General features: G+C 34.8%; 16 protein-coding genes. 11 read left to right on the plus strand and 5 right to left on the minus strand.

Annotated elements, in window-relative coordinates:
• Nucleotides 1-25: 25 nt before the first annotated feature.
• The 4 genes from atpA to EB239_RS05950 are packed head-to-tail and all read left to right on the plus strand — an operon-like array spanning nt 26 to nt 4,251.
• The gene (atpA, locus tag EB239_RS05935; protein ID WP_003870592.1) at nt 26-1,546 is read left to right on the plus strand and encodes a F0F1 ATP synthase subunit alpha; all 1,521 of its coding nucleotides are present in this window, start codon (nt 26-28) and stop codon (nt 1,544-1,546) included.
• Nucleotides 1,546-2,427 carry an ATP synthase F1 subunit gamma gene (gene atpG / locus EB239_RS05940; protein ID WP_003870593.1) on the plus strand — a complete coding sequence of 294 codons (882 nt, stop codon included), beginning with the start codon at nt 1,546-1,548 and terminating at the stop codon, nt 2,425-2,427. Before atpA ends, atpG begins: the two co-directional genes overlap by 1 nt.
• A 14-nt stretch (nt 2,428-2,441) precedes the next feature.
• Nucleotides 2,442-3,827: a F0F1 ATP synthase subunit beta gene (gene atpD, locus EB239_RS05945; protein WP_003870594.1), complete on the plus strand. Its 1,386-nt coding sequence runs from the start codon at nt 2,442-2,444 to the stop codon at nt 3,825-3,827.
• 10 nt (nt 3,828-3,837) lie between these two features.
• Entirely contained in the window at nt 3,838-4,251 is a 414-nt protein-coding gene (locus EB239_RS05950) for a F0F1 ATP synthase subunit epsilon (RefSeq protein ID WP_003870595.1), read from the plus strand.
• Between the two features lie 49 nt (nt 4,252-4,300).
• On the opposite strand, the gene EB239_RS05955 is transcribed toward EB239_RS05950, so the two are convergent.
• The 5 genes from EB239_RS05955 to EB239_RS05975 all read right to left on the minus strand — a co-directional run bounded on the left by EB239_RS05955 (nt 4,301) and on the right by EB239_RS05975 (nt 9,550).
• Nucleotides 4,301-5,164: a DMT family transporter gene (locus EB239_RS05955; RefSeq protein ID WP_003870596.1), complete on the minus strand. Its 864-nt coding sequence runs from the start codon at nt 5,162-5,164 to the stop codon at nt 4,301-4,303.
• A 31-nt stretch (nt 5,165-5,195) separates the two neighbouring features.
• Nucleotides 5,196-6,827, minus strand: coding sequence for an NAD+ synthase (locus tag EB239_RS05960; protein ID WP_003870597.1), 1,632 nt, complete (start codon nt 6,825-6,827; stop codon nt 5,196-5,198).
• Nucleotides 6,828-6,898: 71 nt separating this feature from the next.
• Nucleotides 6,899-7,711: an ABC transporter permease gene (locus EB239_RS05965; RefSeq protein WP_003870598.1), complete on the minus strand. Its 813-nt coding sequence runs from the start codon at nt 7,709-7,711 to the stop codon at nt 6,899-6,901.
• Nucleotides 7,704-8,450: an ABC transporter ATP-binding protein gene (locus EB239_RS05970; protein WP_003870599.1), complete on the minus strand. Its 747-nt coding sequence runs from the start codon at nt 8,448-8,450 to the stop codon at nt 7,704-7,706. The genes EB239_RS05965 and EB239_RS05970 overlap by 8 nt, the downstream gene beginning before the upstream one ends.
• An 89-nt stretch (nt 8,451-8,539) precedes the next feature.
• Nucleotides 8,540-9,550 carry an ABC transporter substrate-binding protein gene (locus EB239_RS05975; protein WP_003870600.1) on the minus strand — a complete coding sequence of 337 codons (1,011 nt, stop codon included), beginning with the start codon at nt 9,548-9,550 and terminating at the stop codon, nt 8,540-8,542.
• 197 nt (nt 9,551-9,747) lie between these two features.
• Between EB239_RS05975 and EB239_RS05980 the strand changes: the two genes are divergently transcribed.
• The 7 genes from EB239_RS05980 to EB239_RS06005 all read left to right on the plus strand — a co-directional run bounded on the left by EB239_RS05980 (nt 9,748) and on the right by EB239_RS06005 (nt 20,521).
• Nucleotides 9,748-12,234, plus strand: coding sequence for an O-antigen ligase family protein (locus EB239_RS05980; RefSeq protein WP_003870601.1), 2,487 nt, complete (start codon nt 9,748-9,750; stop codon nt 12,232-12,234).
• 159 nt (nt 12,235-12,393) lie between these two features.
• Nucleotides 12,394-12,924, plus strand: coding sequence for a GNAT family N-acetyltransferase (locus EB239_RS05985; RefSeq protein WP_003870602.1), 531 nt, complete (start codon nt 12,394-12,396; stop codon nt 12,922-12,924).
• Nucleotides 12,925-13,002: 78 nt separating this feature from the next.
• Nucleotides 13,003-13,158, plus strand: a complete 156-nt coding sequence (locus EB239_RS14610; RefSeq protein ID WP_003870603.1) for a hypothetical protein — start codon at nt 13,003-13,005, stop codon at nt 13,156-13,158.
• Between the two features lie 417 nt (nt 13,159-13,575).
• Nucleotides 13,576-14,859, plus strand: a complete 1,284-nt coding sequence (locus EB239_RS05990) for an IS110 family RNA-guided transposase (RefSeq protein ID WP_003869362.1) — start codon at nt 13,576-13,578, stop codon at nt 14,857-14,859.
• A 521-nt stretch (nt 14,860-15,380) separates the two neighbouring features.
• A complete protein-coding gene (locus tag EB239_RS05995) occupies nt 15,381-17,075 on the plus strand; it encodes an ATP-binding protein (protein WP_003871346.1) in 1,695 nt (564 codons plus the stop codon).
• Nucleotides 17,076-17,100: 25 nt separating this feature from the next.
• Nucleotides 17,101-18,801 carry an ATP-binding protein gene (locus tag EB239_RS06000; RefSeq protein WP_129545108.1) on the plus strand — a complete coding sequence of 567 codons (1,701 nt, stop codon included), beginning with the start codon at nt 17,101-17,103 and terminating at the stop codon, nt 18,799-18,801.
• A 25-nt stretch (nt 18,802-18,826) separates the two neighbouring features.
• Nucleotides 18,827-20,521 carry an ATP-binding protein gene (locus EB239_RS06005; RefSeq protein ID WP_003871347.1) on the plus strand — a complete coding sequence of 565 codons (1,695 nt, stop codon included), beginning with the start codon at nt 18,827-18,829 and terminating at the stop codon, nt 20,519-20,521.
• The last annotated feature ends 254 nt before the right edge of the window (nt 20,522-20,775 follow it).

Here is a 20,775-nt window from a genome sequence, read left to right on the forward strand (position 1 = left end):
AATGAATTTAAGAAGGTGAAAAAGTATGAGCATAAGACCTGAAGAAATAAGCTCAGTTATAGAAGAAAAAATAAAAAATTTCGATTTTAACCTTGAAACTCAGGAAATTGGACACGTCATCCAATCAGGTGATGGAATAGCGAAGATTTATGGCCTTGACAATGCTATTTACGGAGAAATGGTGGAGTTTGAAAGTGGAGTTGTAGGAATGGTCTTAAATCTTGAAGAAGATACCGTGGGTGTTGTTGTCCTTGGAGACCCCGAAAAAGTTAAAGAAGGGGATATAGTAAAAAGAACAGGCAGAATCATGGAAGTGCCTGTTGGAAAAGAAATGTTGGGAAGAGTTGTAAATCCTTTAGGAGAACCTATAGATGGTAAAGGACCTATAAATTATGAAACAAAACGTCCAATTGAATACCCAGCTCCACCAATAGTAAGAAGGAAATCTGTGGATACACCTTTACAGACAGGTATTTTAGCTATAGATTCTATGATTCCTATAGGAAGAGGGCAGAGAGAATTAATAATTGGAGATAGGCAAACAGGTAAAACTGCTATTGCTATAGATACTATAATAAATCAAAAAGACAAAGGAGTATATTGTATATATGTAGCTATAGGACAAAAGGCTTCAACTGTTGCAGGAATTGTAAACATGTTAGAAAAGTATGGGGCTATGGAATATACAACAGTTGTCGCATCAACTGCCAGTGATTCAGCTGCACTTCAGTATATTGCTCCGTATGCAGGTTGCGCTATGGGAGAACATTTTATGTATCAAGGCAAAGATGTACTTGTAGTTTATGATGATCTTTCAAAGCATGCTATTGCTTATAGAACTATATCTTTGCTTTTGAGAAGACCACCTGGAAGAGAAGCATACCCTGGTGATGTATTTTACCTTCATTCAAGACTTCTTGAACGTTCTGCAAGGCTTGCAGATGAATACGGGGGAGGTTCGTTGACGGCACTCCCAATTGTTGAGACATTGGCGGGAGATATATCTGCATACATTCCTACAAATGTAATTTCAATCACAGATGGACAAATATACCTTGAGTCAGAGCTTTTCTATTCAGGAATAAGACCAGCTATAAATGTGGGTCTATCTGTATCCCGTGTTGGCGGTGCCGCACAAATAAAGGCCATGAAAAAAGTAGCTGGCCGATTAAGATTGGAACTTTCCCAGTATAGAGAGCTACAAGTTTTTGCTAGATTTGGTTCGGATTTGGATAAAGCAACACTTGAAGTTTTAAGACAAGGAGAAAGGATTGTTGAAATTACCAAACAGCCTCAATATCAACCTATGCCTGTTGAAGACCAAGTAATAGCTATATACACAGTGATGAATCGATATGTTACTGATATTGAAGTAGAGCAGGTGAGACCTTTTGTAAAAGGGCTCTTAGAATTTTTAGATTCAAATTATCCGGAAATAAAGCAATCTATAAGAGAGACAAAAGATTTAACTCAAGAAACAGAAGAAAAATTAAAAGCTGCAATTGTAGAGTATAAGGAAAAGTACGCCGCAAAGGGTGATAATTAATGGGAAAGCGAGATATAGCGTTGCGGATTAAAAGTGTAAGAGAAACTCGCAAAATTACAAGAGCGATGTATTTAATATCGGCTTCAAAATTTCAAAAAGCAAAGGTCATGTTAGACAATGTGAGACCTTATTATCATAAAATTCAAGTAGCTATGAAAGATATATTACTTCACACTGGAGAAGTTACTTCACGATATCTTGAGAAAAAAGATGATAAAAGTGAGAAGAAAAAATCTTTAATAGTTGTAACTGGTGACAAAGGCCTTTGCGGCGCTTACAATCACAATGTTATAAAAAAGGCTGAAGAACTTATTGGCAAAGAAAATGTAAATTTAATGGTGATAGGAGAGGTTGGAAGACGTTATTTTATCAAAAAAGGTTATAATGTAGATATTGAATTTTTATATACCGCTCAAAATCCAACTACAGCCATAGCAGGAGAAATTAGCGATGTCATATTAAATGCTTACAATAGAGGGCTGACAGATGAACTATCTATTGTTTATACTGAAATGCAAGGACTTGTACAAAAGGTAAGGGTTTTAAGACTTTTACCTTTAGACATTGACAACTTTATGGCGTTAGCCAATGAAGGAGAAGAAGCTGAAAAGAATGAAGTAGTAATTGACAGTGACATGATATACGAGCCTTCTGCTTCAGAAGTTTTTGATGTGCTTGTTCCTGAGTATCTCAAAGGTCTCATATACAGTATACTTGTTCAAGCTTTTGCTTCAGAGCATTTTGCAAGGATGATTGCAATGGATGGAGCAACGTCAAATGCCGATAAAATGATAAACAGACTTACTTTAGAGTATAATAAACTCAGGCAGGCTTCTATTACTCAAGAAATATCAGAAATAGTCGCAGGGGCATCTGTATAAAAGGAGATGATAAATTGAAGAAGGGGTATATTACACAGGTCATTGGTCCTGTTGTTGATATAAGATTTGAAGGGGAACTTCCTCCTATAAACAACGCCATAAAAATACCTATGGAAGACAGAGAATTAGTTGTTGAAGTGTCACAACACATAGGCGACAATGTAGTAAGGTGTGTTGCGATGGCTTCAACAGATGGCTTAAAAAGAGGTATGGAATGTATAGATACAGGCAGCCCTATAATGGTTCCTGTTGGAAAAGGGACTTTAGGCAGAATGTTTAATGTATTGGGGCAGCCTATAGATGAGTTAGGAGAAGTCAAAGATGTGAAGTACATGTCAATTCACAGAAAAGCACCGCCTTTTGAAGAACAAAGCCCTGCTACTGAAATTTTGGAGACGGGTATTAAAGTAATAGACTTACTTACTCCTTATCCAAAAGGCGGTAAAATAGGGCTCTTTGGTGGTGCAGGTGTTGGCAAAACTGTCTTAATAATGGAGCTAATACGCAACGTTGCCATAGAGCATGGTGGTTACTCAATTTTCACCGGTGTTGGTGAAAGGTCTCGTGAAGGAAACGAATTGTGGCATGAAATGCATGAATCAGGGGTTATAGACAAAACTGCTTTTGTATTTGGACAAATGAATGAGCCGCCGGGAGCCAGAATGAGAGTAGGTCTTGCAGGGCTTACAATGGCAGAATATTTTAGAGATGAAGAGCACCAAGACGTTCTTTTATTCATAGACAATATATTCAGGTTTGTCCAAGCTGGTTCAGAAGTTTCAGCTCTTTTAGGAAGAATGCCCTCTGCCGTTGGATATCAACCTACATTGGCTACAGACTTAGGCCTTTTACAAGAAAGGATTACTTCTACAAAGAAAGGGTCTATTACCTCAGTTCAGGCTGTTTACGTACCTGCTGATGACTTAACTGACCCAGCACCAGCTACAACTTTTACCCACTTAGATGCTACAACAGTTTTGTCAAGAAGTATTGCAGAAATGGGAATTTATCCTGCAGTAGACCCTTTAGATTCTACTTCACGTATATTGGAACCTCATATAGTAGGAGAAGAACACTATTATGTTGCGAGAAAAGTGCAAGAGATTTTGCAGAGGTATAAAGAACTGCAGGATATAATTGCTATATTGGGTATGGAAGAGCTTACAGAGGAAGATAAACTCATAGTTTACAGAGCAAGGAAGATACAGAGGTTTTTATCACAGCCTTTCTTTGTAGCAGAAACTTTTACTGGAACACCTGGCAAATATGTGCCGCTGAAAGAGACGATAAGAGGATTTAAGAAAATTGTAGAGGGAGAAATGGACGATATCCCAGAGGCTGCTTTCTACATGGTAGGAAACATAGATGAAGTCTACGAGAAAGCTGAAAAAATGAAATGAGGTGAAAAGAATGGATAAAAATTTTCACCTCGAGGTTTTAACTCCTCATAGAAAATTTTACGAAGGGGATGTGGAAGAAATAATAGTGACCATAACCACAGGTCAAATAGGTATTTTAAAAGGCCACATCCCTCTGACAGCAGCCGTAGGTACAGGTACTTTACAGATAAAAAAAGACGGACAGTGGAGAGAGGCATTTATTTCCGGCGGCTTTATGGAAGTCAAAAGAGACAGTGTGACAATCTTGTCCAGTGCAGTAGAATGGCCCGAAGAAATTGATATAGCTCGTGCTCAAGCAGCCAAAGAAAGAGCAGAAGAAAAACTTAGGCAAAAAAGAAGCAAACAGGAACATCTTTTGGCAGAAGCAGCCTTAAAGAGGGCTTTGATGAGATTGCAAATTGCTAGCAAATATCAAAAAATGTAAAAATAAAACTTCCTACTGATGATTTTTAAAAGCAGTAGGAAGTTTTTTATTATTTACTCACTTCCTTTTCAGGCAGTTCGGAAAGCACTATACCTGCAAACATAAAAATTCCGCCTATTATTGCTCTAAAAGACATCACTTCTCCGGCAATTAAAAAAGCAGCTATTGCAGCGAAAACTGGCTCCAGTGCGAATATCAAAGCTGTATGAGTGGCAGTAGTGTAGGCTTGCATCGTGTTTTGGGCAACATATGCAAAAGCAGTTGCGAATACCCCTGTTATTATTATAGCTGACCATACATCAAGAGAAGTGGGTATAAAAGGCTTTTCAAATATTAAACTCACAATTCCGCTTAAAACAGCAACTACTCCGATTTGAATAGTAGCAAGTAAATAAGTATCTAAAGTAGAAGCGTATTTTGCTATCAAAACAATCTGCATTCCAAAAGCAAAGGCACACAAAAGTGTCAAAAAGTCACCTATGTTAATAGATAAGTCAATATTTGTAGTGAGCAGTATAAGTCCTATAAAAGCGAGGACAATTCCTAAAATTGCAGGCTTTGAAGGCTTTCTTTTAAGAAGCACTGCTTCTAAAATTGGCACTAACACTACGCTAAACCCTGTTATAAATCCTGATTTAGATGCTGTAGTGTATTTAAGTCCCATTGTCTGAAAGGCATAACCTAAAAAAAGCATTGTCCCAATTACTGAAGCAGCAGCCAATGTTTTATTGTCAATGTTTTTTAACTTTTTATGGAAGATTATTGCCAGAAGCAAAAAAGCCAATAAAAAGCGTATAAAAAGAAAATTGTACACAGGAAGTGTCTGTATAGCGTTTTTGACTATTATAAATGTAGCCCCCCACACCATAGTTACTCCGGTGAGCACAATGTCGCTTTTTAATTGTTTGGACAACTTAAATTCCTCCTCAGAAGTTACTTAAAAATCATAGTTTAAAGTTGTGAACGATTGGCATACGTCTTCCTGTTCCAAAGGCTTTGGTGGTGACTTTGAGTCCAGGTGCTGCTTGTTTTCTTTTGTACTCTACTCTGTTGACTTTATTTATAACATCTTTTACTAATCTTTCATCATATCCTTTTTCTATTATTTCTTTTGCTGACCTGTTTTCCTCTATATACATTTTTAATATTTCATCCAAAATCTTGTAAGGAGGCAATGAGTCTTCATCTTTTTGATTAGGTCTTAATTCTGCAGAAGGAACTTTTTCAATTATAGAAATTGGAATTATTTCTCTTTCTCTGTTTATATACCTCGCAAGCTCGTATACCATTGTCTTAGGTACATCTGCAATTGGTGCAAGGCTTCCGCTCATATCTCCGTAAAGAGTGCAATATCCCATTGCCAATTCTGATTTATTTCCGGTAGTTAAAACAATGTGCCCTTCCCTATTTGATATAAACATTAAATAATTACCTCTTATTCTTGCCTGTATGTTTTCTTCTGCCAGGTCACCTATAACGCTGTTATCCCCATTGAAAACGGATAAATAACTTTTGAACACAGGCTCTATTGGGATTACTCTAAATTCAACTCCCAAATTTTCAGCCAGTATTCTTGCATCAGTTTTACTTCCTTCAGAGGAATATCTTGAAGGCATTGAAACTGCAAGAACATTTTCTTTTCCTAAAGCTTCTACTGCAATGGCACAAACTACTGCAGAATCTATTCCTCCGCTTAAGCCTACTACTGCCTTTTTAAAACCTGATTTTTTACAATAATCTCTTACACCAACTACGAGAGCATTGTATACCCATGATATATCCTCTTTTATCTCAGGTAACTCTTTAAAATTTTTAAGCTCTTCCATATCGACAATTTTAATGTCTTCCTCAAAAGCTTTAAGCTGCACAACTCTTTTGCCTTCTTCATTTACTACAAAGCTAGAACCGTCAAATATCAATTCATCATTTGCACCAACTTGATTCACGTAAACAAAAGGAATTGCGTACTTTTTTATTTTTTTCTCTATCATTTCTACTCTCATATTTTGCTTACCCAAGTAGTAAGGAGATGCTGAAATATTTATAAAAATATCAGGTTTTAGCTTAAATTGTTCTTCTAAAACATCAACAGAATAATCTACATTTGGCTCAAAAACATAATCTTTCCATATGTCTTCACATATATTAACTCCTAATTTTATCCCTTTAAAAGAAGCTACCTTTCTTATTTGTGCTGGTTTGAAATACCTTTTTTCATCAAATACGTCATAGTTGGGAAGTAAAGTCTTATCAAAAACCTCGACTATTTTACCGTCATAAATAAAAAAAGCAGAATTATAAAGATTGCCTTCTGTGTCTTGCCTTACAGTACCAAGTATTACTCCGATTTGATAAGTAGCGGGCAAGACTATTTCATTTATATATTTTTCATTGGCCTCTAAAAAATCTTGCATAAACAAAAAGTCTTTAGGAGGATAACCTACAGTAGCTAGTTCAGGGAACACCACAAGGTCAGCTTTTTGGTATTTTGCTGTATTTATAAACTCTACTATCTTTTCAAAGTTTCCTTTTATATCTCCTACAACTGGATTTATTTGTGCTAATGCAATTTTCATTAGTTTTCACCCCGCATTTATAGTACTACAATACATATTTTAGCACATAAAAAGACAAAAAACACTGTTTTCTATCTCCACCTTATCAGCTTTTTTTCAAGATACACTATAAAAATGTACATCAAGGCAGAAAGTATTGAGAGTATCAGGACACTTGTCATTACCAAATCCAACTTAAAAATTTGACCGCCGTAGACAATCAAATATCCCAAACCTGCTTTAGAAACTAAGAATTCTCCTGTAATTACTCCCACCCAGGAAAGTCCGATGTTTATTTTTATGGCGGAAATAATCGTTGGGACACTGGCGGGAAGAATACATTTTGTAAGTATTTGCATTTTCGTGGCACCAAAAGTCTTTAAAAGTTTTATTTTTTCTTCGTCTACTTCTTTAAAACCCGTTTGCAAGCTGATTATAGTTACTATCAATGAAATAGCGAGAGCCATTGTAATTATTGGAGCTTCTCCATTTCCCATCCAAACTATAAATATAGGACCCAGTGCAATTTTAGGTAGGCTATTAAGTACAACCAAATAAGGTTCTGCTACTTTTGACAAAAAGTCTGACCACCACAGAAGTATAGCGATTATCATGCCAATTACTGTGCCAAGAGTAAAACCTATTATCGTTTCACTCAAAGTTACCCATATGTGCATAAAAAGAGAACCATTCTGGCTTAAGGCTATCATAGTTTTTAACATTCTTGAAGGCTGGCTGACCAAAAAAGGGTCTACAATTTTATACCTTGCGACAATTTCCCATGTAGCGAAAAAGACGATTAATAGCGCAAATTGAGTAACTCGTATTAATACATTTTTTCTCTTTACTTTTTTTAGAAATTCCCTGTGCTCTTTTGAAATATAAGGGGTTGCTGCTTCATACATGGACATCCAACTCCTTCCAAATAGAATTAAAATATTCTCTAAACTCAGGAGCTTTTCTGCAGCCTATGGGAGATCGATCTTCGCAGGTTAAGACAATGTCATAAATCTTTTTTACGTAGGCTGGTCTGTTTGATAGTACTACAATTCTGTCACACATAGAAATTGCCTCTGAGATATCGTGAGTTACTATGACCGCAGTTTTTTGCTCATATTTAAGAATTTTATACACTTCATCGGATATAGCAAGTCTTGTTTGGTAGTCTAAAGCAGAAAAGGCCTCATCTAGTAAAAGTATGTCTGGTTTTAAAGCCAATGTCCTTATGAGAGCGGCTCTTTGTCGCATCCCACCTGACAATTGATTAGGATAATGGTTTTTAAACTCGCCGAGGCCGTATTTTACAAGCAAACCTTCTACGTATTTTTTAGACTCTTCTGTTAGACTTTTTTGTATTTCAAGTCCAAGTAGCGCATTTTGCCATATATTTCGCCATTCAAAAAGGTGGTCTTTTTGGAGCATATAGCCTATTTTTCCATTTACCTCTACACTTCCGTAAGAAGGCTTTAAAAGACCAGAAATAATAGAAAGAAGAGTAGATTTGCCACAACCAGAAGGGCCTATAATCCCTATAAATTCTCCTTCATACACATCAAAAGAAATATTTTTTAAAGCTTCTGTTTCACCGTCTAAAGTGTGATAATTAAAGGATACATCTTTGAGGCTTACCATTATTTTATTCATAAAAGCACTCCCTTCTATGTGAAAAGTCAGTTAATAAAAGGGGAATTGTGCTCAATATGGGAGGGACATATTGAACACAATTTAAAACTTTACTTTTTGATCATTTTTTCACCTTTTTCAGCGAAAGTGTTGTTGATTAGAAGATGTGAGTCCACCTTTTCTTTTATTACACCTGCATCTAAAAGTATATTTTGTAGAAAATCAAAGTCCTCAACTTTCATTTTTAGAGTAGTGCCCCAGGTGTTTTGATTTTTGTACCTTTCAATTGCTGTTGCCATAAGGTCTACATCAGCATCTGGGAAGAAAGGCTTAATTGCTTCCGCTACTTCTTTAGGAGAATGAGATTCCACCCACAGCATTCCTTTATACACTGCATTCACAAAACGCTGTATTATATCGGGATGTTTTTCAATGTAGCTTTTTCTTGCATTAAAAGTCGTATAAGGGACTTCATGACTGGAAGCGCCAACTGATGCTACAATGTATCCACCTTTTTGTTTTTCAACTAGGGAAGCTGTAGGTTCAAATAACGCCACGTAATCAGCATCGGAAGACATAAAAGCTCCCGCTGCAGCTGTAAATTGAAGATTGGTGATAAGGGTTAAATCTGTCTTTGGGTTTATGCCGTGTTCTTTTAAAATGTATTCCAGTGTCATTTGAGGCATTCCGCCAGGCCTTCCACCTATAACCTTTTTACCTCTTAAATTTTCCCATTTAAAGTCCGGTTCAGGCTTTTTCCCCAAAAGGAAAGATCCATCTTTTCTTGTCAATTGCCCAAAATTTACAAGATAATCATCTCTACCTTCTTTAAGTACGTATACAGTAGTTTCAGGCCCTTGAAGTCCTATGTCTGCTGTGCCAGATAAAACAGCCGTTGCTGCTTTATCTGACCCTTGAGCAGTTGTAATGACGAGTTCCAGTCCCTGTTCTTTAAAAAAGCCTTGGCTTACAGATACGTAATAGGGTGCATAAAAAATAGAATGAACTGTCTCTACAAAATTAATTTTTGTAAGTTTTTGACTTTTATTTGTACACCCTGCAAATAAAGAAACTGTAAGGGCTAATACTAACAGGAATACAATTAAGTACTTAAGCCTCATACCCATCCTCCTTTTTCTATTTTCACTTTATTATATTCTTTCAATTAAAATGTGTGATTGAGGCAAATTGTGCGTTTTTGTGATTTTAAATTTGTAATTGATAGTTTGATAAAAAGAAGGAAAAGTGAAATTTTTGTCGAATATGTATATACTGTGGTCTTAATGGATTAAAATGCTACAAGAAAAGGGGATTGAAAATGGCGCAAAAAGTAGCTGTAAAAAAGGGCAAGACATTAAAAAAACAAACAAAAAAGGCATACAGAAGTTTTGTAAGCATAGACACAATATTTTATATATTGCTTTTAGTTCTCGTATTTTATCCACCTTTTTTTAGAGGCATGTACTTTGAAAAAGAAATGTTTCCAACAATTGCATTGACTTCTGCGGTATTTATTATATGGGCTATTTTTAAAATTGTGCAAAAAGAACCCATAATAAGTACTACCTTAGACTATGCTGCTTTATCTCTTGTAGGGGCGTATATAATCTCTAGTTTTTTTGCAGTAAATATAAGGGCGAGCATAGGGGAAGTTTTGAGATATTTTGATTATTTGTTTATATATTTCATAGTTAGTAGGACTGTAAGAGATAACAAAAAAATTTTTATACTGTTAAATGTGTTAGTTTTAAGCTCTTTTGTAGTAGCGGTTGTGGGGCTGGGATCTTCAGTTAATCTCATCCATTACAACGGTTCATGGGTAGGAGGCAGGATAAACTCTACTTTTCAGTACCCAAATACAACAGCTTCATTTTTGATGGCTTTCTTCCTTGTCAATTTAGCTTTAATTTCTTACACTGACAATAAATATTTAAAGTCAATATACGGCGTAACCGCTTATACACAGTTTTACGCTTATGTATTTACCTTGTCTCGCGGCGCATGGCTTATGCTTCCTTTTCTTGGCTTTATCCTTATGCTTTTGATGCCAAGGGGTAAAAGAATAGAACCTTTTATGTATTTTGTAGGGGTTTTAATTGCTTCAGCACTCCCTATAGTAAAGTTTAATTCGGCAGTTGCCAGCGGGGCAGCTCTCAATTTAATCAAATGGTATTTGACTGGGGTTTTTGCTTCACTAATTGTTACATACGCAATAAGCTTTATTGTGAGTATTGTAAATAAAATAAATGTGAAAGCTGGAATAACTGTTGCTGCTGCAATTGGAATCTTTGTGTTAGCAGCTGGATACATAGTTTTTACAACTCAAGTTCCTTTGACTTTGAAACATGATGTAGAGGAGCCTGACAGCATAAAAAGCGTCACGAGATTTGTGAGTGCAGAACCTGATAGAGTTTATGTGTTAAAATACGATGTTGTAGCCAAAAATCCCTTAAATAAGGATTGGGCTTACGGCATAATAATAAACAGCAGAAATGGAAATGACCAGGAGACTAAAATTGCAGAATTCTACGACAAAGACAATTTCATAGGAGAAAAAACAATAGAATTTTCTACTTTAAAAGACACAAAAAGGCTTGCCATAACATTTGTGAATAACTTCCAAAATACATCAGTAACTTTTACAAAGGCGCAAATATATCCTAAAAATGCTCCTTATGAAGTACAAAACATAATGTTAAAATATAAATACTTGCCGGAGGATATTGCATCCCGCGTGCAAGATATAGACTTTACCAGCCGCAGTAGTTCACAGAGGATGCAATTTTATAAAGATGGATTTAAAATTTTCAAAGATTATCCTATATTTGGAGCAGGTGGCGGTGCATGGGCATCACTATATTTCAAATACCAATCTTACCTGTATTGGACTACTCAGACTCATAACTATTTCATGCAGGTACTTTTAGATACGGGTATTATTGGAGCTATCGCTATAATGTTTTTGCTTTTGTCACTATTTAGGGGTATGTACAGAGTGTATAAGGGATATTTGGAGGAAAAAGACAGAATATTAATTTCTGCTGTTATAACAGCAATAGTAAGTCTTTACGCTCATGCTGCAATGGATTTTGACCTGTCGCTTTCTGCAGTATCTATTGCACTTTGGGCGTTAATTGGTGTAATAAATTCTTTGGACATACTAAAAGTTAAAGTAAAAAACAAAAAAATTTACTTAAACTATTTAGCGATAGTTGTAGCCTTTGTTGTAATGTTTATGTCTACTTCTATGTCAGTAGCGTTAAGTTATGCCGTAAAAGGGGATAACTTTTTGAGACAACAAAATCTTATTTTGGCGGAACAAAATTATGAAAAAGCAGTATCCTATGACCCGTGGAACGCAAAATACAGAATGACATACGGGCAAATTCTCACCGCCCTTGGTGACCAGTTAAAGGATGCTGCAAAGCTTCAAAAAGCGATGTTTGAGGAAGAAAAAGCCGTGCAATTAGAGCCTTTTAATTCTCAACTTAATGCCCAACTGGGAGCTTTCTATCTTGCTCATGGACAAATTGACCTTGGCCTTAAATATGTATTAAAAGCAGTGGAAGTACAACCATTGAGGCCAGAAAATTACCAGCAATTAGCTGATGCTTATAACAAAGTTGGTATGTATTATTTAAACAATGGAGATAAAGAAAAGGCAAAAGAATTTTTGCAAAAAGCGGTAGATGTACAAAAAATGTTTGACAAAGCAAATTCCAAATCATTAGAGCCAAAGCCTATGACTGAAATGACCAAACAGATAATAGAAGAATCCCAAAAGACGCTTCAAGAGATACATTAAAAGTGTATCTCTCTTTTTTTTATCTTGATTTACCATAAAAGGAATGGTATGATAAAATCAATAAAGGCTTTTGAAAAGGGCATCTATATTTGAGATGCCAGTCATCGAACTATATAAATAGTCTTAATATTATGATATCTTTTAGCTGGAGGAAGAATAATGAAAAGAATTACTAAAAAAGGGAAAAATATTTATATAAGACCTCCTAAATACGAGGAAACTGCTTATATAAATAAATTATGGTCCGATGTGGATACAACAGGTGAAGTTGGTGGACCTTTTTTCTTACCAGAGGAGAAAGTATCATCTTGGTTTCAAAAAATGGTTGATCCTACGGATGGACATAATTTCTATTGTCTAATTTTTAACAATAAAGATGAACCTGTAGGTGAAGTAAGTTTCCATCGATTTGACGATTCAACTAAAACGGCAGAACTGAATATTAAAATTGAAAGAATACACAGAGGAAAAGGTTATGCAAAAGAAGCACTATTTTTACTTTTGGACTACTATTTTAATGAGTTTGGTGGAGAAATAATGATCGACCCGGTCCTTCTAAGCAATAAAAGGGCGCAAAAAATGTTATTATCATTTGGATTTGAACATGACCCTTCAAACAAGGAAGTATTCCTGTTAAAAATGACAAAGGATATGTTTAATAAAATTAAAGATGGTATTTTACACACATAAACATGATTTAACCTTGATTACTTGTAATAAGAATGGTATGATGAAGCTAGTAAATGGTTTTTATATGGGGGCCATGAAATGACAAATGAAGATTTTGTGAATTTTATTGTTGACAAATTTAATAGTTTTGAAAAAAGGTTTGACAACTTTGAAAAAAGATTGGATGGATTTGAAGAAAGATTTGATGAAGCTATTACAAAAATAAAGATGAAGTTAGAGAAAACACTAGATTAGAATGATAAAAAGATTACCGAATTAAACCAAAAATCACAGGAAGTAAAGCTGGATAGACAGCTTTTAAAGAGAGCAGTAGTAAATTTGTAGACATCGAGATACACTATAAAGTGTGTCTTTTTTTGTAAAGTGTAGCAGTAAATCCTGAGCCGAAGTGAAACGAAGCCTTAAGCCGAAGTGAATGGTCTCCGAAGAATCTTTGTCTTCTGTCATTCTGAGGTGAAGCCGAAGAATCTCATGCATAAAGGAATACAAAAAATGCAAAAAAGTATTAAAAAAGAAAGGTAGGAGCATTCCTGTAATGAATAAAAAATAAGGAAGAATGAACTTTGAAAAAATAAGTACCTCCTGATAAAATACAGAGTGTAAGTTCTAGAACTTACCTCGAATTATCAAAATAAACAGGAGGTACCTAAAATGAAGTATACACAAAATGAAAAGATTTTGCAAGTAACAGAAGACACATTAATTGCGGGAGTAGACATAGCAAAAGAAAGCCATTATGCCAGAGCATTTGACTACAGAGGAGTAGAATATGGGAAATACCTAAGATTTGAAAACAATAGAGAAGGTATGACAAAATTTTTTAGATGGGCAAAAGAGTTGATGGAGAGACATAAGAAAAACAAACTAATAGTAGGGATAGAACCGACAGGGCAATATTGGCTATGTTTTGCCCAATACCTTAAAGACAATAACATAAAGGTAGTATTGGTTAATCCATTTCATGTAAAGAGGAGCAAAGAATTAGATGACAATTCTCCCACAAAAAGCGATAAAAAAGACCCAAAAACAATAGCAATGCTAGTAAAAGATGGGAGATATGTAGAGCCGACAATACCTGAAGGAGTATATGCAGAATTAAGGGTAGCGATGGACATAAAAGACAGGTTGAACAAACAAATAGGGATGACAAAAAATCAAATAACAAGATGGATGGACATATACTTTCCGGAGTTTAACACCGTATTTTCAGACTGGGAAGGGAAAGCAGCACTTATCACATTAAGAGAATTTCCAACGCCTGAGAAGATAGCAAAAAAGAGTGCTGAAGAAATAATATCGATATGGAAGAAAGAAGTACAAAGAGGGGTAGGAGAAAAAAGGGCTATAAAGCTGATAGAAACTGCTAAGGAGAGCATAGGGAAGAAGCAGGGCATAAAGATGGCGGAATACGAGATAAAGACTCTCATTGAACAATACGAATTTCTCAAAAAACAAATTGAAGAAATAGAGAAGAAGATAGAAGAATTAATAGTTGAGATACCAGGGGTTAAAGAACTACTAGAAATCAAAGGGATAGGAGTAAATACAGTAGCAGGTTTTATTGCAGAAGTAGGAGATATTGAGAAATATGAACATCCAAAACAGATACAAAAACTAGGAGGATTAAACCTAGTAGAGAATAGCTCTGGTAAACATAAAGGAGAAACGACAATAAGTAAAAGAGGGAGGAAGCGATTGAGGAGAGTACTATTTAATGCAGTAATGGCCTTGGTTGCAAAAAACGAAGAGTTTCGTGAACTACACAAATATTACACTACCAGAGCGCAAAACCCGCTAAAAAAGAAGCAATCACTAATAGTATTGTGCAACAAACTGATAAGGGTATTTTATGTCATATTAAAAAAAGGAGTAAAATATGACCCAATCAAGATGATGAAGGACATAAAGAGGCCAGCCTTACAGGAAGCTGCATAAAAAGTGCTAACATACTATCAAATCAATTAAGGGTTAATCATCTTCTCTTCAGCTTTAAATTACTCACATCTAAAAAGCTGACCCTTAAGAAGAATTAATTTTTAGGGAAAACGAAAGTGTGAACGACGTGACCTAAAAGGTAAAGTAAGGAATAAAACAAAAACAACTAGTCAAGATGGTATATTGACAACAAGAGCGGGAATTGTCATACAAGAATAATCACCATACGGGCAAAGACCCTGCAATGGAGCAGAAATGACATCCACCTCATGGCAGGTAGAACGAAGGAATTAAGGACTAAGATCCAGTAAGACATGGGAGGGTAAACCCCATGAGATAAGTGGAGCTATCCCGCCATAATATGGAAATAGGATATGAGGTTTATTAAACTTACCTATTTAATGGTTAGATAAGTAAGAAATGATAATATAAGCCATGAGATGCTCTTGTTGTGATGAGAAAATTAAAGAAAAACTAAGATATTAAGAGAAAATAAAAGATAATAGAGGGAGGGTGTAGAGATGAAGAAAATACCCTATGGGATGTCCAATTTCAGAGCGATGAGAGAAGAAGGATACCTGTATGTAGACAAAACGATGTATATAGAGAAGATAGAGAACTTAAATAGCAAATACCTGTTTTTCATAAGGCCGAGGAGGTTTGGGAAAAGTCTTTTTCTTTCCACATTGGAGAACTACTATGACATAAACAATGAGAAAGATTTTGAGAAACTGTTTGGTGACTTATATATAGGGAAGAACCCAACAAAGCTAAAGAACAGTTATATGGTATTAGAGCTTGACTTTTCGGGATTAGATACAGGCGATAGAGAAAGATTAGAAAAATCCTTTAAACAAAACCTAATTGATTCAATAAGCAGCTTTTTAAACAAATACCACAGCATATTTAAAGAGATAAACGAAATAAAAGAGCATATCAAAGAGAAGCCGGATATAAAATCAATAATAAACCAGCTAATTGAGGAAGTAGAGAAAGTAGGTAAAAAGATATACCTAATAATAGACGAATATGACCATTTTGCCAATGACATAATAGCGATGGGGGACAGTGAATTTTATAGAGAGATAGTGAGGGCATCAGGTTTTGTAAGAGACTTTTATGAGACATTGAAGATAGGGACAAAAAGCGTAATAGACAGGATATTCATAACAGGGATATCTCCAATAATGTTGGACGACTTAACAAGTGGATTTAACATAGCATTAAATGTCACAATGGATTTAAGCTTAAATGAGATGTTGGGATTTACAGAAGAAGAAGTGGTGAAGATACTAGAAGAAGTAGGGATAGAGGAAAAAGAGAATTTAATAAATAACTTAAGGGAATTATACGATGGCTATAAATTCAACAAAAATGCCAAGACAAGGGTATACAATCCAGACATGGTACTATACTTTTTAGCACAATACAAAAACACAGGAGGATATCCAGAGTATTTAATAGACGACAATGTAAAGACAGACTATGGCAGACTAAACAGGCTTACAATGAATGAAGAGAACAAGGCATTGCTAGAGAGGATCATAAAAGAGGAAGGGATAGTAGCGGAGATAGTAACAAAATTTTCATTTGACAGGATGTACGACGAAGAATACTTTGTATCACTGCTATTCTATATGGGATTACTCACGATAGAGAGGCAAGAAAAAACGAGATTATTTTTAAAAATACCCAATTACGTAATCAAGACAATAATGTGGGAATATATAGAAACGAATTTAAAGAAAGAATACAAAATTAATCTTGACCTAAATGAGTTAAGGAAGACCATAGAAGAGATGGCGTATGAAGGGAGAATAAAACCGTATATAGAGTATATAAGCCAGAACGTGCTAAAGGTGCTTTCGAACAGGGACATAATAAACTTTGATGAAAAATATATCAAAGTGATATTAATTACGTATCTTGTAAACAGTAAAGCCTATAGGCCAATAAGTGAGAGGGAGACAGAAGGAGGGTATATAGACATATACTTGGAGAGGGACATAAGGATACCAGATATAAAATACGAGTGGTTGATAGAGCTAAAATATGTAAAGAAGAGTGAGAAAGACAAGGTAGACAAGATAAAAGAAGAAGGAATAAAGCAGCTTAAGAGGTATAGAGAAAGTAAAGGGCTAAAAGAGAGAAAAGATGTAAAGCAGGCGCTAATCATATTCATAGGCAAGGACGAATACCAAGTAATTGAAGTGTAAAAAAGAAAAGAAAGAGGTGGTAAAGATGAAGAAAATACCCTATGGGATGTCCAATTTCAGAGCGATGAGAGAAGAAGGATATCTGTATGTAGATAAAACGATGTATATAGAGAAGATAGAGAACTTAAATAGCAAATACCTGTTTTTCATAAGGCCGAGGAGGTTTGGGAAAAGTCTCTTTCTTTCCACATTAGAGAACTACTATGACATAAACAATGAGAAAGACTTTGAGAAACTATTTGGCGACTTATATATAGGGAAGAATCCAACAAAGCTAAAGAACAGTTATATGATACTCAAACTGAATTTTTCAGGCCTAAACACAGAAAACAAAGACCAACTAAAAGAGTCCTTTTTGTTAAGTGTGAAAAATTCAATAAATGCTTTATTAGGCAGATACGAGGGTATATTAGAAAATACGGAAGAAATAAGGAAGAAAATTGACCAAATAACTGATATAAATGCGGTTATAATCACGATAATAAATGAAGTAAAAAAAGTAGGTAAAAAGATATACCTAATAATAGACGAATATGACCATTTTGCCAATGACATAATAGCGATGGGTGAGAGTGAATTTTACAGAGAGATAGTGAGGGCATCAGGTTTTGTAAGAGACTTTTATGAGACATTGAAGATAGGGACAGAGAGTGTAATAGACAGGATATTCATAACAGGGATATCCCCGATAATGCTGGATGACTTAACGAGTGGATTTAACATAGCATTAAATGTCACAATGGATTTAAGCTTAAATGAGATGCTGGGATTTACAGAAGAAGAAGTGGTGAAGATACTAGAAGAAGTAGGGATAGAGGAAAAAGAAAGAGAAAAATCATCAGAAGAATTAAAAGAATTATATGATGGTTATTTATTTAGTGCAGAAGCGGAGAAGAGGATATACAATCCCGACATGGTATTGTATTATCTTGACAGCATAGTAAGATACAAAAAACCGCCTAGAAATTTAATAGACGACAATGTAAAGACAGACTATGGCAGACTAAACAGGCTTACAATGAATGAAGAGAACAGGGCATTATTAGAGAGAATCATAAAAGAGGAAGGGATAGTAGCGGAGATAGTAACAAAATTTTCATTTGACAGGATGTACGACGAAGAATACTTTATATCGTTGTTATTCTATATGGGGTTACTAACGATAGAGAGGCAAGAAAAAACGAGATTATTTTTAAAAATACCCAATTATGTAATCAAGACAATAATGTGGGAATATATAGAAACGAATTTAAAGAAAGAATACAAAATTAATCTTGACCTAAATGAGTTAAGGAAGACCATAGAAGAGATGGCGTATGAAGGGAGAATAAAACCATATATAGAGTATATAAGCCAGAATGTGCTAAAGGTGCTTTCGAACAGGGATATAATAAACTTTGATGAAAAATATATCAAAGTGATATTAATTACGTATCTTGTAAACAGTAAAGCCTATAGGCCAATAAGTGAGAGGGAGACAGAAGGAGGGTATATAGACATATACTTGGAGAGGGACATAAGGATACCAGATATAAAATACGAGTGGTTGATAGAGCTAAAGTATGTAAAGAAGAGTGAGAAAGACAAGGTAGACAAGATAAAAGAAGAAGGAATAAAGCAGCTTAAGAGGTATAGAGAAAGTAAAGGGCTAAAAGAGAGAAAAGATGTAAAGCAGGCGCTAATCATATTCATAGGCAAGGACGAATACCAAGTAATTGAAGTGTAAAAAAGAAAAGAAAGAGGTGGTAAAGATGAAGAAAATACCCTATGGGATGTCCAATTTCAGAGCGATGAGAGAAGAAGGATACCTGTATGTAGACAAAACGATGTATATAGAGAAGATAGAGAACTTAAATAGCAAATACCTGTTTTTCATAAGGCCGAGGAGGTTTGGGAAAAGTCTCTTTCTTTCCACATTAGAGAACTACTATGACATAAACAATGAGAAAGACTTTGAGAAACTATTTGGCGACTTATATATAGGGAAGAATCCAACAAAGCTAAAGAACAGTTATATGATACTCAAACTGAATTTTTCAGGCCTAAACACAGAAAACAAAGACCAACTAAAAGAGTCCTTTTTGTTAAGTGTGAAAAATTCAATAAATGCTTTATTAGGCAGATACGAGGGTATATTAGAAAATACGGAAGAAATAAGGAAGAAAATTGACCAAATAACTGATATAAATGCGGTTATAATCACGATAATAAATGAAGTAAAAAAAGTAGGTAAAAAGATATACCTAATAATAGACGAATATGACCATTTTGCCAATGACATAATAGCGATGGGTGAGAGTGAATTTTACAGAGAGATAGTGAGGGCATCAGGTTTTGTAAGAGACTTTTATGAGACATTGAAGATAGGGACAGAGAGTGTAATAGACAGGATATTCATAACAGGGATATCCCCGATAATGCTGGATGACTTAACGAGTGGATTTAACATAGCATTAAATGTCACAATGGATTTAAGCTTAAATGAGATGCTGGGATTTACAGAAGAAGAAGTGGTGAAGATACTAGAAGAAGTAGGGATAGAGGAAAAAGAGAATTTAATAAATAACTTAAGGGAATTATACGATGGCTATAAATTCAACAAAAATGCCAAGACAAGGGTATACAATCCAGACATGGTACTATACTTTTTAGCACAATACAAAAACACAGGAGGATATCCAGAGTATCTAATAGATGACAATGTAAAGACAGACTATGGTAGGTTAAACAGGCTTACAATGAATGAAGAGAACAAGGCATTGTTAGAGAGGATCATAAAAGAGGAAAGGATAGTAGCGGAGATAGTAACAAAATTTTCATTTGACAGAATGTACGACGAAGAATACTTTATTTCTCTTCTATTTTATATGGGCTTATTAACAATAAAAGATTACAGGTACAATATCTTAGAACTTGGCATACCTAATTACGTAATAAAAACAATGTATTGGGAGTACTTCGGTAGAAAATTAAAGGAAGAAAACAACATAAAATATGAAATGCTGGAAATAGCAAAAGCCATATGGGAAATGGCATTTGAAGGAAAAATAAAGAACTTTATAAAATTTATAAGTGAAAAAGTTCTAAAAGTATTATCCAATAGAGATACAATAAAATTTGATGAAAAATATATAAAAATAATACTCTTTTCATACTTGACAATGAGTAACATATACAAGCCTATAAGTGAGAAAGAAACAGAGGGAGGTTATATAGATATTTATTTAGAAAAAGACATAAGAATGCCAGATGTAAAATACGAATGGTTGATAGAGCTAAAGTATGTAAAGAAAAGTGACGAAAAATATATTGGGGAGATAATAGAAAAAGGGAAAGAACAATTAAAGAGATACCGTGAAAGTATGCAATTTAAAGATAAACAAAATTTAAAGAAAGCATTAGTGGTATTTATAGGAAAAGGAGATTACAAAATATTTGAAGAGTAATGAGAAGAAAGTTATCCAGCATCAGGAAGGAATAATATCAGACTTCAAAGGTTTATTATAATCTTTTCATGGAATATCATTCTATAAAATTATAAAAAATTCCTTTGGAAAAGAAGGAAAATGTAAATTTACGTCGAATATATATTATTGTTCACGCTAAATTTTGACATGATCCGATAGGACTTATGAGGCTGTTTCGGCGCCCATAAGTTCTATTGGTGGTAATATAGATACAGAAGCGGAGGCGGTGCTTT

It is taken from the genome of Thermoanaerobacter ethanolicus JW 200 (assembly GCF_003722315.1).
GTDB classification, from domain to species: domain Bacteria; phylum Bacillota; class Thermoanaerobacteria; order Thermoanaerobacterales; family Thermoanaerobacteraceae; genus Thermoanaerobacter; species Thermoanaerobacter ethanolicus.

What these genes read in the sequence shown, in the direction of transcription:
- EB239_RS05990 (WP_003869362.1), top strand. Translation starts at nt 13,576, where the DNA reads ATGAAGTATACACAAAATGAAAAGATTTTGCAAGTAACAGAAGACACA.
- EB239_RS05970 (WP_003870599.1), bottom strand. Translation starts at nt 8,450, where the DNA reads ATGAATAAAATAATGGTAAGCCTCAAAGATGTATCCTTTAATTATCAC.
- EB239_RS05965 (WP_003870598.1), bottom strand. Translation starts at nt 7,711, where the DNA reads ATGTATGAAGCAGCAACCCCTTATATTTCAAAAGAGCACAGGGAATTT.
- atpA (WP_003870592.1), top strand. Translation starts at nt 26, where the DNA reads ATGAGCATAAGACCTGAAGAAATAAGCTCAGTTATAGAAGAAAAAATA.
- atpG (WP_003870593.1), top strand. Translation starts at nt 1,546, where the DNA reads ATGGGAAAGCGAGATATAGCGTTGCGGATTAAAAGTGTAAGAGAAACT.
- EB239_RS14610 (WP_003870603.1), top strand. Translation starts at nt 13,003, where the DNA reads ATGACAAATGAAGATTTTGTGAATTTTATTGTTGACAAATTTAATAGT.
- EB239_RS05995 (WP_003871346.1), top strand. Translation starts at nt 15,381, where the DNA reads ATGAAGAAAATACCCTATGGGATGTCCAATTTCAGAGCGATGAGAGAA.
- EB239_RS06000 (WP_129545108.1), top strand. Translation starts at nt 17,101, where the DNA reads ATGAAGAAAATACCCTATGGGATGTCCAATTTCAGAGCGATGAGAGAA.
- EB239_RS05960 (WP_003870597.1), bottom strand. Translation starts at nt 6,827, where the DNA reads ATGAAAATTGCATTAGCACAAATAAATCCAGTTGTAGGAGATATAAAA.
- EB239_RS05975 (WP_003870600.1), bottom strand. Translation starts at nt 9,550, where the DNA reads ATGAGGCTTAAGTACTTAATTGTATTCCTGTTAGTATTAGCCCTTACA.
- EB239_RS05950 (WP_003870595.1), top strand. Translation starts at nt 3,838, where the DNA reads ATGGATAAAAATTTTCACCTCGAGGTTTTAACTCCTCATAGAAAATTT.
- EB239_RS05980 (WP_003870601.1), top strand. Translation starts at nt 9,748, where the DNA reads ATGGCGCAAAAAGTAGCTGTAAAAAAGGGCAAGACATTAAAAAAACAA.
- EB239_RS06005 (WP_003871347.1), top strand. Translation starts at nt 18,827, where the DNA reads ATGAAGAAAATACCCTATGGGATGTCCAATTTCAGAGCGATGAGAGAA.
- EB239_RS05985 (WP_003870602.1), top strand. Translation starts at nt 12,394, where the DNA reads ATGAAAAGAATTACTAAAAAAGGGAAAAATATTTATATAAGACCTCCT.